This is a genomic window from Rubidibacter lacunae KORDI 51-2 (assembly GCF_000473895.1).
GTDB lineage: Bacteria > Cyanobacteriota > Cyanobacteriia > Cyanobacteriales > Rubidibacteraceae > Rubidibacter > Rubidibacter lacunae.
This window is the reverse complement of sequence record NZ_ASSJ01000054.1, coordinates 1-14,400: the sequence shown is the minus strand read 5'-3', so window position 1 is coordinate 14,400 and position 14,400 is coordinate 1. Positions and strand designations below refer to the sequence as shown.

Here is a 14,400-nt window from a genome sequence, read left to right as displayed (position 1 = left end):
GGACCTGAAGAACCGGGGAGTGGAGCGCATCTTCATCGCCTGCGTCGATGGGCTGAGCGGGTTTCCCGAGGCGATTGCCGCGACCTTTCCCGAGACCAGGGTGCAACTGTGTCTGGTGCACCTGGTGCGCAACTCGCTGAAGTATGTTGGCTGGAAGCAGCGCAAGATTGTAGCAGCGGACCTGAAAGCGATTTACCGCGCGGCGACGGTAGCGGCCGCCGAGGATGCGCTAGCGGAGTTCGCCGAGAAGTGGGACGCCACCTACCCGACCATCAGTGCGATGTGGTTGCGGCATTGGGAGCAAGTCATCCCGTTTTTCGATTACCCGCCGGAAATCCGGCGAGTGATTTACACGACCAACGCGATTGAATCGCTGAACGACTCGTTGCGGAAGGTATTGAAGACCAAGGGGTCATTTCCGTCAGAGGCAGCGGTCTTCAAGTTGCTCTACCTAGCGCTGGAGAAGATTTCCGAGAAATGGACGATGCCACTGGCGAACTGGAAGGCGGCGCTAGCGCGATTTGCCATCCAGCATCCCGAGTGCTTCACCGACTGAGGTCTACTTGCTTACACAAAAAACTTGACACCCCCCGCTTTCTAGTAACCAATTTAAGGTGGGATGCCGCAGCGGTATACGACCAACTCTACGTGCAACGAGGCGCAGATTCCGAACACCGCATTAAAGAATTGAAGCGAGGCTTAAGAGCAGACCGACGGCGGCATCGTTTTTGAGGACAGGGTCCGCGACAGGTGCCTCCCCTGCGCCATCGAACTCACGCGCAGTCATTTCAGCGGTAATTCTCGCGGAGACATTAGGGGTATTGGTTTAGTCAGCTGCCTCGATGTCAATCCCGACAGAGGTCAGTTTTGGGTGGTTGACTACTCCATCTATACTCCTGACGAAGACGGTGGCTGCAAACCCGACCGCCCGGCCGCGATGATGGGTGCTCTCGAAAAGTTCAGGCAATTACCATTCGCCCAAATGCTGATTTACATCTGCTACACCAGCCTTCGCCAAATATTGTTGGTTAATGCAATGACTTTGGGAATGGGTTCTATTGTCCGCTCGAGGGCAACTGGGACTGATAACCCAATGGAAAATCGAGAGCCTCACCGGCATACCGGCACATTGTCAAACCACGATCGCCGCAAAATCGGTAATTTTGCTTAAAGTGGAACCATTTGAAACCCCAGTCCTGAAGCGATCGTGCACCGCTCTATGAATCGCATCGACTACCTTCGCATCAGCTTGCTCGATCGCTGTAATTTTCGCTGTAGTTATTGCATGCCCGCAGGCATGGAGCTGGACTTCTCTCGCCGGCAAGAGTGGCTGACCTGTGCGGAAATCGCGTTGCTCGTCCGAGCGGTGTTCGCGCCGCTGGGATTTACCAAATTCCGGCTGACTGGTGGCGAACCACTGCTACGAGCCGACGTAGTAGACGTAGTTGGCGTACTGGCAGCATTGCCACAAACTGAAGATTTATCGCTCACCACCAATGCCTATCTGCTGGCCGGCAAGGCCCAGGCGCTTTACGATGCCGGACTGCGACGCATCAATATCAGCCTCGATTCCCTCGACCCCGATACCTTCGCCCAGATCGTCGGGCGGCGCGATCGCTGGCAACAAGTGTGGGATGGAATTCTCGCAGCGCACCGTGTCGGTTTCGACCCATTAAAGCTAAATGTCGTGGTGGTTCCCGGCATCAACGACGATGAAGTGCTAGACCTCGCAGCGCTCACCTTGGAGCGCAACTGGCACGTGCGTTTTATCGAATTCATGCCCATCGGCAATCCCGAGTTGTTTGGCGATCGCGCCTGGGTGCCCTCGGAGGAATTGCGAGCACGAATTCGCGCTCGTTGGGGATTGGTGGCAGCAACCCTACGCGGAAACGGTCCAGCCGACGTATTTCAGATTCCCGGCGCGCGCGGCACCCTAGGTTTTATCTCGCAAATGTCCGAATGCTTCTGCGATCGCTGCAATCGCGTGCGGCTCTCGGCAGATGGCTGGCTGCGACCGTGCTTGCTCAACGAAACCGGTCAAGTGAACCTGCGCGCGCTGCTGCGCGCGGGCGTGACAACAGCAGATTTACGCGATCGCGTCCAACAGTTTCTGCAGCAAAAAGGCGAAATCAACTTCAAGCTGCGCGACAGCGGCACCTCAACCGGTATCTACGCGCGTACGATGTCGCAAATCGGCGGCTGAGCGATCGGCAGCGGTGCGTTCGGCATCGCTGCCACAACGCGATAGGATGGCGGCGATCTGGTTGGTGAGGTAAGCCCGTGACCCTGGCAACGTGGGTGACGCTGTCGCGTTTGCTGGCGATTCCACTGCTGTTCGTTTGGTTGCAGGAGCCGACCGCGCAATCGCGGTGGCTGGCCTTGAGTGTCTTCCTGCTGGCAGCGGGGACCGACTGGCTCGATGGCTACATCGCTCGCCGGTTCGACCAAATCACAGAACTCGGCAAATTCCTCGACCCCTTGGTCGATAAACTTCTTGTTCTTGCACCGCTGTTAATTTGCGTGCAGTGGCAGCGTATTCCGGCTTGGGCTGTCTTCCTGCTGTTGGCACGGGAACTGATCGTTGCCGGCTGGCGCGTCTCTCCCACCATGACTGCGGTACCCGGTGCAAACTTTTGGGGCAAGCTCAAAACTGTGGTTCAGATTGCTGCCGTTGCACTGCTGCTCGCGCCGGCGCCACCAGCTTGGGCGCGCGTCGCCACCGTTATGTTTGGAGCGTCCGTCATACTGACGCTGTTCTCAGGAGCAATTTACCTGGTCGGGACGCAATCTCCCGCGGACGAGTGAACCGGAGGCCGTGCTTGCTCTGCCTAGAGTTAGAGCCGTTTCTCGAGCCTTTGCGTACAATCAAACGTAGCTGCAGTTTTACAAAACTTTACATATGACCGGTTGCCTGCTGGTTCGACGCCAGTAGGTTTAGCAATGGTCCCTCGCGTCAGCCACTACTGCAATTTAAGGAGACCGTAACCGTGACTCAAACGCGATCGCCAATTCCGCCTACCTGCGAGGATGATTTCATCGAACTAGAACTGGGAGGCGGTTTGTATGTAGCGCTGGCGATCCTCGGAGTCTGGCTGGCAAGTAGCACTGCCTTGATGCTCGTCGATGTTGGAGTTTTGCGCCTATGGTGCATTCCGGTGATGCTGTGGCAAACGATCTTGTTCACGGGTTTATTCATCACCGGTCACGACGCCATGCATGCAGCCGTCTGTCCCTACAACCTGCGGCTCAATAATGCGATCGGTCGGATTGCCGTCACCTGTTACGCCCTCTTCGATTACCGCAAACTGCGTAAAAAGCACTGGCAGCACCATCGCTATCCAGCCAGCGATCGCGACCCCGATTTCCGGGCACCGGGACGCAACTTATTTATCTGGTATCTGCGTTTCATGGGCGGTTACTGGAGCTGGTCGCAGCTGGTCGGTTTGACGTTGATTTATAACTTCCTCGCTTACGGCTTGAACATTTCGCAGGCAAACTTGATATTGTTTTGGGTGGTGCCGTCGCTACTGAGTTCGCTCCAGCTCTTTTTCTTCGGCACCTACCTGCCACACCGCTATCCGGATGGTGGGTACCAGAACGCCAGCCGCACCCTTACTTATGCTTGGTCGCCACCGATCTCGCTCCTGGCTTGCTTCCATTTCACCTATCACGAAGAGCACCACCGCTACCCCCACTTACCTTGGTGGCAGTTGCCAGCCGCACGCTCTCTCGTCCTAGCGAATATAAAAGAGTAGGCAAATGCAGAGATGCATATATGGTCGATTGCTGGGAACAGCAGTCAGAAATAGGCTTTAAATCGGCTCTCAAAAATCTTCGTCAAACCCATATCGCTACTAGTTCTCGAATGTTTCGATCTAGTAGTGCAATGAGAATGCGTCACTGACGTTACCAAGAATCTGAGGTAACCAATTGCGAACTATTTGGCAGGACCGTTAGCTGTGGCACGCTCTAGCTCCTCCAAAGTCGAGCCCAACTCGTCGATTGCACGACCGTATTCTGTCCAATTGCCGGTGCGGAGCGCCGTTTGGGCACGATCGTAGGTCGCACGCGCGTCGCGAACCAAATCGCGGGTGCGGGGAGGAAGCGCCGCTGTGGCGCGTTCGCGCTCGAGATCGGCAGTGTTGGGATTGGTGACGCGCGTGCCGAAGATGGCTGCAAGCGCCTCGTCCAACGTGTCGCGCATGACAATGCGCCCACCAAGGGCGACGATCGCTTGTTTGAGCTGCGGAAGTTCGCTTTGCTCGGCACTGAGGTATATCGGGCGAATGTAAAGCAGCGAGTCTTCGATAGGAATTACCAGCAGGTTGCCGCGTTTGACGCGCGAACCTCGTTGGTTCCAAAGACTGAACTGCTTCGAAATCTCAGTATCTTGATTGACGCGTGCTTCAATTTGCTCGGGACCGAAAACGAGCTTCTGCTTGGGAAATTCGTATAGCAGCAGTTTGCCGTAGTTGTCGCCATCTGAGCGCGCTGCCAGCCAGGCAATCAGATTCCCCTTCTGGTTGGGTGTGAACGGCAACACCAACACAAATTCTTCGGATTCGGCGTCCGGCAAACGCATGATGATGTAATAAGGTTCGACAAGTTGCTGTTTGTCTTCATAGGCTTCTTTAGGAAACTGCCAGAGGTCTTCGCGGTTGTAGAACACCTCGGCATTATCCATGTGATATTCCAGATACATCTGGGCCTGGATCTCAAATAGATCCAACGGATAGCGGAAGCGATCGCGTAGACTTGGCGGTGCGGTGTCGAGATCGGCAAACAACGTGGGGAAGATGCGGCGGTAGGTTTTTAGGAGCGGGCCCTCGGCATCAGCAGCGTAGAACTTCACCGTGCCGTCGTAGGCATCGACAACGGCTTTGACAGCGTTACGTGCGTAATTGAAGCGGCCGCTCAGCAGGCGTTCGTACTGACCGCGCAGCAGAATAGACTCGGCATTCTCGATCTGAGAAACCGGCTTGGAATAAGGGTAGCGATCGCTGACGGTATAGCCTTCGATAATCCACTGAATGCGCCCGTCGACAATAGCAATATAAGGATCGCTATCGAGGCGAAGAAAGGGGGCGAGCTTTTTAACGCGCTTGAGAATATCGCGATCGTAATGAATGCGCGATTCCGCCTGAAAGTAAGGCGATATTAGGATCTTATAGCTACCGAGATCCCAAGCATAAATTAGTCGCCGCCACCACGGACCAATAGGCACGCCGCCGCGTCCGGAGTATTGGGTTTGTTGGTTGTTCTCACCTTGTGGATAGTCGAATTCTGCAGTACGAGTTCCGGTAAAAATGTAGTTGCCAGTCAGTTCGCCATAGTAGATTCCGGGCTCGTCAATATCTAGATCGGTATTAGAAACCGGCGGAATGTTATAAACCAACAAGCGCGGTTCGCCTTCACCCACCACTTCATTGACCGAACTCATAACTAAGCCGTATCCGTGGGTATACTTCAGTCGCTGACTGACCCAGGCATCCCGCGGCGACTGCGACAGCTCTCGTGCGGAGAGCATGACTTGCTGGAATTTCCCGTTGAGAACGTAGCGGTCGATGTCGACATTGTTGAAACGATAGTAAGGACGAATGCCCTGTAACTGCTGGTAGGTGGCCTGTAACGGGCGGTAATCCCAGAGGCGCAGGTTATCGACAGTAGCCTGATTGCGCTCGATCGCCGCGCGATCGAGGTTGTCTTCAGCCGCGTAGGGTTCGCGTTGAACGTCTTGAAGGTTGTAAGCAGCTTGGGTGGCGTGAATGCTGTATTCGATGTAAGGCAGTTCTTTGTTAAGCTCGTCCGGCTCGACAACGAAACGCTGCTCGAACCAGGGATATGCCTGCCCAACGACGAGGTAAATAGCGAGGAAGGCAGCGATACAAACCGTCGGTAAAGTAAATCCCTGGCGCCAGGCTGAAGCTACAAAGGCAACGGACAGAACCAGTAAGGTCGCGCTCAACAAGGTCAGTGCCAGCAACCGCGAGTGCGCGTCGGTGTAACCCGCGCCGGAGACGATCCCGCCATCGGTGTAAAGCAGACCGTAACGCTGCAGCCAAAAGTTGACGGATTGCAAAAAAGCGATCGCGGCCAGAATCAGACAGAGGTGCACCCGTGCCGTGCCATCCACGACATCGCGCCATCCGCGGCGAGAGTCAAGCGTGCCTTTCAGGGCATAAACCCCGATCGCAACTGCCAGCGCCGCGGTAAGCAGCCCTGTCAGCCACGATTGCAAGCCCTCGTAGAGCGGCAGCTGGAAGATGTAAAATCCGATGTCGCGCTCGAACAGCGGATCGGTACTTTCAAAGGGCGTTGCGTGCCAGAACTTCAGCAAGACTTCCCAACTTCCCGAACTGGCGGCTGTTGCGGCAAGAGCAACTAGGACAATCGCCACTGGCACTAAGTAACGCGGCAACTGTCGCGAATATTCGGTGAAGGATTGGGCGAAATCGGCTTGTGCGGAAAAGCGCAGTGGTTTGTTGCGTGTAACCGACATTGCAACAGCATAGTTGCCCCATAAGAACAGCGCAAAGGAGACAAAGGTGGCGATTGCCACGATCGCCTGCCAGCCCACGAGCGTCCGGAAAACCTCGGAGTAGCCGATTGCCTCGTACCACCAATACTCGGCAAGCAAATGCACTAGCGTACCCGAACAGAATACAATCAGGGCAACCGCAATGAGCAGCCCACTAGTGAGTCGGCGCAGGGGCGATTGGCGCTTCCGAAGTTGCTTTTCTGTCACGAACGAGGGTCCTGTTTTTATTTCCAGGGTACTAGTCGTCTCCTAGGGGGGCGTCGGTTCTGACGAGTGAGTTTCGGAGACCGAGCGCAGGCGATCGCGTTGCTCGTGCGTGCTGGCTTGCGTTGCTGAGATTGCCGATGTCCATATCTACCCGCCCTTACAGCAGTCGCCTGCTGACCTTTTTGCACCGAAGATGGCAGAAAACCGGCGATCGTGCAGCTGTGGCAGCGCGACGACTGCAGGTGGCTGCAACGTGGAGTTTGCAGGCAGTGGTGTATCCGGTATACGCACTGGTGCAGTCGGTGCGGTGGGCGCACCAGCAGCTGCAACACCCGAGCGACGCGCGGGGTGCGCTCCCAGTGGCTGGCGACCCGACCTCAAGACCGACAAAGCCGGCCAGCGACCTCATTCCTACGGTAGCGGGTGCGGCGCGAACGGACATCGACGTAGAGTCATCCGCCCACTCCATAGAAACTGCAGGGTCGGACGATCTGGACCGCGCCGTGCGCGCCGTTGCTTCGTGTATGGATTCTCGCCAAATCGTGTTTGTGGATGCGAGTAACGGTATGGTTGCTGGTTTGACCACTGACCAACAACACCGATTGCTAGAGCGCATCGCGCGATCGCTCGATGCCGCAAGCACATCGAGTGCCCCTCCGGCAACGCGACCGCTTGCTCCTGCTCCAGCTAAAGTCCTGCCGCTGCCCCGCTGGCTCCACTGGGTACAGCAGGGCGCGATCGCTCGTTGGCTGAACTGGTTCGGAGAATCGCGCCTGGCCGTATCCGGACCCTCAGACAAACCGCCTTTAGCATTGCAGCAGCTTGACGGTGCTCTCGCGCAACTGGAAGCCGCTGCCGGGCTCGCATCTGCATCGGGAGAGGCACTTGCTCCATCGGGCAATCCCGAGGCAGTGGATCCATTTACAATTCGGGCCTTGTTACGTGCGGCAATCGAGTACTTCTTCCACGATCGGGGGCGATCGCGCCAGCCCCTTTCAACGACCAATGCCGAATCAGCATCTGAAGAGTTAACCCTAGATGCCGCTGCCATTCCCACTGAAACGGTTCCAGATCCGTGGTTGAGTTGGGACGATCTCTACGCAACCGCCTCGAATACAACCGAACTTACGGCGACCGCAGATAAGACAACAGGATCGAAGCCGGCATCCCTCCGCGCCCGGCCTGCAAGCGCCGGAGCCCTGCCTGCCGAGCCGGGTGCTCTCGCTGCTCCAGTCACAACGGTAGTGCAGGTAGCAACCACGCCAACTTCGGCAGCTGTTACTACCACCGCACCTAAAGCAGCCGCACCGACACGCGGCAACCGATCGCAAGCCTCAACCAGCGATCGCGATGCCCCAGCGACACTCGACGCGCATGCTAGCTCTGCGGGCTACGAACCGCATTTCTTGGAAAGAGTGCTGTCCTTGCTCGATCGCCTACTGATCCGCTTGGAAGCCTTATGGACATGGTTGTGGAATCGACTAAAGTAGTTCGGAGTTTAGTTCTAAGTGTCAACGCAACGAAAGGGAGCATCAGAATCATCTCGGAAGGGAATTCTCGATGTGCGTTCTTCTCGGTCCAACTCTAAGAAGTGCTGCGACATAGGTAGCTCGGGGTCCTATACCCCTGGGGAATGTTTGCCTAATCTGTCGTAGGAATTTTGAAAATTGGTATAAACTATTCACCAGAAGGTTACACTCACCCCATTGGAGATACTACCCTAACAAATCCCGACCATAAGAAGTTTCCAGAAACGCCGATCCTGAATCTAGGGCTCAAGGAAGCACAGGGTAGATTCGGTCCTTAGTCTGCTATCAGGGGAGATCATGGAAGCCCGATTGGGACGCATCTATGTTGCTCGGATAGTTTCAACCACTCGAAGTGAATTGCGAACTGGCAGTATCTTCAGAAAGAATGTTTCATGGAAGTGTTTACAACGCTTCAAGCTACCGGTATATTTTTGAAATGGACTACATAAATAGGCAAGTTAAGCTCAATTCCCATGATAATTACTGGCAAACCTAAGAATGTTTAGGTCAATACCCTACAAGCGTCTCGGAGATCTACAACAATGGACACAGTCATTCAATTGCCAAGTGATTTGGGGCGGAATTTGGATATCTCCTAATTATAACCCGCAATCAAGATTGGTCGCCAAGTATATTCTCGACTTTGCTCACTTCCTTTGGAGTTTACAACCAGGTTTCAGGGGCTTCAGAGCCTTTAGTCTAATTCTTTTTCTATGAACGATTCGAAGTTATGAAGTTTGAAGGTTCTGAGAACTTACCTTGCAGGGGTAGTTGCTCTATAGCACGAGCCACAATCTTAAGGACAAAGCCGAACTGGGATGAGAACAGTTCTTATAGGAGTGTGTTTATTTACAGTTTTTTGGATGTGCATACTCTTGTCTAACACGATCAATGGCTAGCTGGTGTATGCCTATTCTTATCCTGATTGTGCGTGCAGGTGCCTTGCGTCAATTCGGACCGAGTTTATTGTCATGAATGTCCGTGTGGTCACAAATACAAGTCATTGGTGGTGAAGACTCAAATGAGATGTTTATTGAGTGGACTGCAATTCTTTACAGGACTCTGAATGGGAACGCCTACTATGTTGTCTAACTTTTTTGCTTCTGTTCGTCGGAACCCTCTCCACTTGATCGCGTGGGTATTTGTATTTCTCAGCGCAGTTTTTCTGCTCTACACGCTATCTTTATCGGTGTTTGGAACTGGTGAGATGATTGAAGAGGCCAATAAAATGTACGAGCATCGTGGTCCTCTTAAGAAAATACTCTCATCCGTACGAGATTTATGGCAGGAAACTCCCCAAGAGGTAGTAGTTAAGAACACGGTTGGTGGCAAAGTTGGATATATGAGGTTTGGGGCGATGATATATTTCTTCGCTTCATTATTTTTTCTCTGGGTTGTGAATCACTGGGATACTGCTCAGCGGCTTATCTCCATTGCTATTTACCTATTTGCAGTAGTTGCTTATTCCCTAATACCTGTTGATGCGTTCCCAGATTTCATTCCAGTTGCTGGACAACTCGATGATGCGCTCGTCGATGCGTGCGGAATAGGGCTCACCGGATTTGCAGTTAAAGATCTCGCTCATAAGCGAAAGACTATGGAAGCTTTTGAGTGTGCTCTGAAAGAATCTCCTGAAGCTGCGTTGGCGATCGCTTGCAAAGAGTTTGGTGTGGAGTACCATCAAAAGGAATGAGTAAACTACCTAAGCTGTTTCTTCCGCCGGCACGAGCATGATGAAAGTGCCGCTCAGATAATGCTATCCGTTATATCTTGGGCCCAGTCGACCATAAGGGGTTGGATATTTATGGAGGCACGTTCTGTTTAAGTTATATGAAAGCCCCCACTAACTTCGATAATCTCCAAGACTAAGATGAGTGCCTGTCGCCGTCTTAGGAGCAAACTCGGAAGCCGCCTGAGCCCCGAAACAGTCTAAATTCCCGCACCAGTAGGTCCTAGCGCACTGCGAGGAGTCTTTGCACTCCTGTACGGAATCATCCTTCTAGAGGGTGATACGCATGAATGGCACTAAGTTAAGGAGGCTCGAATCCGCGAGATCTAATCCAGGCAAGGATTTTAGGGGCTTGAGCAGCGGTCTTCCTGACTCCGTCAATACATATCGGCAAGGTCGTGGACCGATTCTCACTATTGGTTTGCTGTTGAGCTGAGGTTAAGGGAGCAAAGATGTAATGTCCTCAACCCCCTATTGCACAAAGGGTTTCGGCTTAAGTCAGTGCAAATCGTGACACGCACCTTTGCCAACACAATAACTAGGGCTTGCTGAAAAAGGCTGGAATCTCTGCAATGAAACGATCTCAGCGTTTTCTATGCAAGAAATTGCAAGTTTATAGGCACCAGAGCCTCAAAACCCTTGCACTTGGGCCGAGAATCCGAGGCAAAAAGCTGGGGCTAGATGGTAAAAGCCAGATTCAATAAGCTCTCTGCCTCCTAAATTCGTTTTGTGGACTTTTTCAGCAAACCCTAACTACTATTGCTCCAGGTAGTTTTTCTTCAGCTGGGAGTGCGTCGCCCCTGGGGCATCCGAGAATGGCAATCAGTGGCAACGACTATGATTTGCGCCCGTTTAAATAGCTAAACCCGAGATAGATCGTTGCTACCAAGAACAGCACAATGCCCAGAAAAACTGGGAATGGCACGTAGTAAAAGATAAAAATTCGAATGCGACCGAGCAGCCAAAACAGGGCAAACAAACCGACTGAAATTAGAGCCAAGCCTCTCAGCATTCGCGTTGCTGGCACCAGCTCTAGTGGTAAGCGCCGACGCGCGATCCATAGCGAGGTCAGAAAGCAATAAGGCGGCAGGAGCAATAAACCCACATCGTCTTTACGGACTACTTGTTGCCACCCGCCGCCGATATTTACGGCATAAAGAAGGTAGCCCAGCCATAAGATCGAGCTCAGCATGGACAATCCCAAATTGACACTGAGCACGGCCGGTTCCTCGCTCTGTCCGGGAATAGTGTGGCAGATCAGATAAGTTATCCAAGGCGCGGCTAGCATCAGCAGCACCAGCGGCACGCGCCAAAACGCGATCGCGGCAAAAAGCTGCTCAATCGTCATTGCTGAGTCCTCAAATAGCCCTGATTCTACCCCAAGCCAGGCGCGCTCGTCGGGGTGGAACTTGCAATCCCCCTTAAACAAGTTCGCAGAGCTATGAGCTCTTGGAGATATGAGGAGTGAGCGGGGCGGTTGTTGCTGGTTCGACCGAGCGATCGCTCGCAGCGAGGAATTCATCCAACCACGTTTTGAGGCGATGGGTTGCACGGCAGTCGTCTTCGTTATAGCGGCGAATTGCCTCCAGCAGTCTGCGGTCGCCGGTCGTCAGCCAGCGGTCGTACCAGCAGACCGACTGTTCGCCGCTCGCATCGGCATCGCGCCAGCGAAACCCCAGCCACTGTGCCAGGGCTTTGAGCGAGTAACTTTCGACCGGCAGCGTGACGGTACTGACGACCTGATGGTGTAAGTCAGCACACCTTGCCAGCAACAACTCTACTCGATCGCGCGGCGTGGCATATAGCTCGGCAAGGCGAAGAATCGCGTCGATCTCGTACTGCGAATAATGAAAAATAGGTGCGTCGGGATAGCGCGCGACAAAGGCTAGAAACTCGTTCCAGATCCTCCCTTCGTCTTCGGGTCGTTCGGCAATGAAGACGACGAAGCGATCGCTGTTCCGGCGGCGATCGACCACCAGCACGCCGAGCAGATAATCCAAGTTGCGCTCGGGTTCGGCTTCGATATCGAAATACAACTCGATGTCGCCCTCGGGTAGCCCGCCCGGAAGACTGCCATTAAGATGCGGGCGCAACAACGGGCGCTGCTGCCATACCGCAAGGGCTTGCTGCTGTAGTTGGGCAATGATGCCGTCCTCAAGTGCGGGGCTGAGTTGCTCCGGGGCAGCCGTAGCCAGCGCTTCGACATCGGTTAAACCTGCTGCCTGCAATTGGAGGTAGCGCGCGGGGGTCACGCCAGGTAACAAGGATAGATGTTGCCGTTCGCTGGCCGTTCCATAGCAGTGCCCGTACCAATGGCATAAACTGCAACGCTGGCGCGAGATAAACACGTCCGGTTCCTGCCGATCGTGCAGCATTTGCACGCAATGTGCCGCTGCATCGCGGGCGCGGGGAATACCGCTATCGAGGTCGACAGTGTGGATTCCGCGATCGCGCAGGATCAACTTTGCGTGCGGGGGATTAGCTTCCTGAAGGTCGGCCAGCAACAGTGCCTGAAAGGCGATCGCGGTTTTGTATTCGGGTTTGGGACGGCGACCGAGTTTGATGTTTGCCGGAACGTAAAGCCAGTCGCCGAAGCGCGATCGCCCCGGTTGCTTGAGTAATAGCGTTGGCAGTCCGACCAGCGCCAGATCGGGCAGCTCGACCCCCAACAGCGTCCGGGCACGATCGCCGCATACCATCACCACGCCATCGGCGATCGACTCGACCCCTCGAGCCATAAACCGTTCGGTTTGGTCAGCACGGACACTCTGTGGGGTTGGCGGTGGAGCTGGTCGAGCGTGGGGGCGATCGCTCAAGAATGCCGCTATTTGCTGTCGGTTTTCGCGTCGGAGCTTGAGCAGGAACTCCGAGATAGGTTCGCGCCGATCGGGGTCGCCGTGGAGATCGAGATATGCGCGCCGATTGCAGCGCTTATAGTGCAGCAGTAAGCTATCGGTCAAAAGCATCGGGCAACCGGAAGCGAATTGCCTTTATTGTAGGGAGTCCGAAACCATGAATCTCGCACCGATAGTAGCGAACGGCCGGCAGGCTTCCGACTGCAATTTATCTCAGCCTCGAGGCAGTTGATTCGTATCGTCCTGCCTCAAAGAACAAAGCAAGGCAGGTTGAGCTGACCCAGTGCACGCGCGTCGAACGCCAATCCCACGAGGAGAAAAGCCTCCACGCCCAAGCAAAAGCCGGCAACAACGACAGCGCCCGCCGCATATCCCAAAATAATGACTAAAACAGGCTTGGCCGGAGGTCACCCTCAAGCAGAGATCGCATTCAGTCCATAGCGGTTACCACCGTTAAGACGCGAGAATTCCCGAACCACGGCCTGCGGCGAAATTGGAATGGTTAAGAGTAAAGCACCGAAATCGCACGCCACCGGTGCCACGTCAAGGATGCACCCGGGAAGCGTTCCGATGCATTGAAAAAAAGTCTCCCCAACGCTGGCGGGGAGATCTTGGCAAGTACCGAATCCGACTCGCTTGTTAGACCGCCACTGCCGTCTTTTCCACTTCGTAGTTAACCGCCTTCCACGCTGCCAAGCCACCGACGATCTCAGAAACCCTTTTGTAGCCAGCGCCGCGCAGGCTCGCAGCCGCAGCTTCCGTTTCCTCATCAGTTTCACCGTAAACGTAAATATCGCGATCGACCTCCAGGTTGACTTGAGCTCGAGCAACCAACTCGTCAGCTGCCAGCGGAATCGCGCCCATGATGTGGCACTCGTTGAACGCCGCGCGCGGGCGGGCGTCGACTATCGTCAGTGCGGGCTCGCCCCAATCGAGGCGGCTCTTGAGGTCGAAGACGCGCGACCGCGGCTTGAAGGGAGCTGCTTGGGGCAACAACTCAAAGAAAATTTCCATGGAGTCCTCGGCATCACTTCTCGGAGGCGAATACCAACAATTTAACAATTTACTTGGAGTTTTGTGAAGTTTCTTGGCGTCAATTTTTACAAATTGGCTGTGCTTCCCCCTTCAGACAGAGATCGCGCGAACTTGTACAAGTGCAAGATCGGTCGTGCGCGTTAGATACTGTTGGGTTTATCGTCGAAAAGACCTAGCAGTGGTCCGAGGATCGCCCCGAAGACAAAGCCTCCGGCATGCGCCCAGTATGCTACACCTCCGCCTTCCATCCCGATGTTGCTCGGCGAGAGGCTGCCAAGACCGTAGAATGCTTGCTGCACGAACCAGAAGCCTAAATAAAATACCGCCGGGATGCGAAACGTAAAGAAAATAAGCGGCGGAATAATTGTCTCGATGATGGCGTTCGGAAAGCGCAGGATATATGCACCCATCACCCCCGCGATCGCTCCGCTGGCACCCAGGGATGGCGTATCGGACATCGACGTGAAGAACCATTGGGCGAGCCCGGCCAGTACGCCGCAAGCTAGA

At 54.5% G+C, this 14,400-nt stretch carries 12 protein-coding genes and 1 pseudogene; 8 read left to right on the top strand and 5 right to left on the bottom strand.

Translation table 11 applies throughout. The features are described 5' to 3' along the window. From KR51_RS10230 to KR51_RS10210, 6 genes and pseudogenes are all read left to right on the top strand, one after another. Window positions 1–556 (top strand): IS256 family transposase (locus tag KR51_RS10230; protein WP_022607433.1); only part of this gene is annotated, 556 nt, incomplete at its 5' end. A 32-nt stretch (window positions 557–588) separates the two neighbouring features. Next, window positions 589–729, top strand: a pseudogene (locus tag KR51_RS21280) (IS1380 family transposase); the annotation flags it as partial. Window positions 730–871: 142 nt separating this feature from the next. Further along, window positions 872–1,171, top strand: a complete 300-nt coding sequence (locus tag KR51_RS10225; RefSeq protein WP_040655899.1) for a hypothetical protein — start codon at window positions 872–874, stop codon at window positions 1,169–1,171. Between the two features lie 48 nt (window positions 1,172–1,219). After that, window positions 1,220–2,203 (top strand): GTP 3',8-cyclase MoaA, encoded by a 984-nt coding sequence (moaA, locus tag KR51_RS10220; RefSeq protein ID WP_022607431.1) that lies wholly within the window; start codon window positions 1,220–1,222, stop codon window positions 2,201–2,203. A gap of 77 nt (window positions 2,204–2,280) precedes the next feature. Beyond that, window positions 2,281–2,805 carry a CDP-diacylglycerol--glycerol-3-phosphate 3-phosphatidyltransferase gene (gene pgsA, locus KR51_RS10215; protein ID WP_022607428.1) on the top strand — a complete coding sequence of 175 codons (525 nt, stop codon included), beginning with the start codon at window positions 2,281–2,283 and terminating at the stop codon, window positions 2,803–2,805. A gap of 182 nt (window positions 2,806–2,987) precedes the next feature. Then, on the top strand, window positions 2,988–3,755 hold the full coding sequence (locus KR51_RS10210; RefSeq protein WP_022607427.1) for a fatty acid desaturase: 768 nt from the start codon (window positions 2,988–2,990) through the stop codon (window positions 3,753–3,755). Between the two features lie 182 nt (window positions 3,756–3,937). Here the strand turns inward: KR51_RS10210 and KR51_RS10205 are convergent, their stop codons facing one another. Beyond that, window positions 3,938–6,745 (bottom strand): UPF0182 family membrane protein, encoded by a 2,808-nt coding sequence (locus KR51_RS10205; protein ID WP_022607425.1) that lies wholly within the window; start codon window positions 6,743–6,745, stop codon window positions 3,938–3,940. Between the two features lie 137 nt (window positions 6,746–6,882). Between KR51_RS10205 and KR51_RS10200 the strand changes: the two genes are divergently transcribed. Both KR51_RS10200 and KR51_RS20235 read left to right on the top strand, forming a co-directional pair. Next, entirely contained in the window at window positions 6,883–8,235 is a 1,353-nt protein-coding gene (locus KR51_RS10200) for a hypothetical protein (RefSeq protein ID WP_022607423.1), read from the top strand. A 1,105-nt stretch (window positions 8,236–9,340) separates the two neighbouring features. After that, complete coding sequence (locus KR51_RS20235) at window positions 9,341–9,967, top strand: YkvA family protein (protein ID WP_022607422.1); 627 nt, start codon at window positions 9,341–9,343, stop codon at window positions 9,965–9,967. An 871-nt stretch (window positions 9,968–10,838) separates the two neighbouring features. Here KR51_RS20235 and KR51_RS10190 read toward each other — a convergent pair. The 4 genes from KR51_RS10190 to KR51_RS10175 all read right to left on the bottom strand — a co-directional run. Continuing rightward, a complete protein-coding gene (locus KR51_RS10190; RefSeq protein WP_022607420.1) occupies window positions 10,839–11,351 on the bottom strand; it encodes a hypothetical protein in 513 nt (170 codons plus the stop codon). Between the two features lie 91 nt (window positions 11,352–11,442). After that, window positions 11,443–12,969, bottom strand: a complete 1,527-nt coding sequence (locus tag KR51_RS10185) for a TM0106 family RecB-like putative nuclease (RefSeq protein ID WP_022607419.1) — start codon at window positions 12,967–12,969, stop codon at window positions 11,443–11,445. A 528-nt stretch (window positions 12,970–13,497) separates the two neighbouring features. Beyond that, window positions 13,498–13,872: a rhodanese-like domain-containing protein gene (locus tag KR51_RS10180; protein ID WP_022607418.1), complete on the bottom strand. Its 375-nt coding sequence runs from the start codon at window positions 13,870–13,872 to the stop codon at window positions 13,498–13,500. 161 nt (window positions 13,873–14,033) lie between these two features. Further along, window positions 14,034–14,400: rhomboid family intramembrane serine protease (locus KR51_RS10175; RefSeq protein WP_022607416.1), on the bottom strand; the 367-nt coding region annotated here is incomplete at its 5' end.

Bases quoted from the DNA above. Each gene is read 5' to 3' on its own strand.
- KR51_RS20235 (WP_022607422.1), top strand. From the start codon at position 9,341: ATGGGAACGCCTACTATGTTGTCTAACTTTTTTGCTTCTGTTCGTCGG.
- KR51_RS10180 (WP_022607418.1), bottom strand. From the start codon at position 13,872: ATGGAAATTTTCTTTGAGTTGTTGCCCCAAGCAGCTCCCTTCAAGCCG.
- KR51_RS10185 (WP_022607419.1), bottom strand. From the start codon at position 12,969: ATGCTTTTGACCGATAGCTTACTGCTGCACTATAAGCGCTGCAATCGG.
- moaA (WP_022607431.1), top strand. From the start codon at position 1,220: ATGAATCGCATCGACTACCTTCGCATCAGCTTGCTCGATCGCTGTAAT.
- KR51_RS10190 (WP_022607420.1), bottom strand. From the start codon at position 11,351: ATGACGATTGAGCAGCTTTTTGCCGCGATCGCGTTTTGGCGCGTGCCG.
- KR51_RS10200 (WP_022607423.1), top strand. From the start codon at position 6,883: ATGTCCATATCTACCCGCCCTTACAGCAGTCGCCTGCTGACCTTTTTG.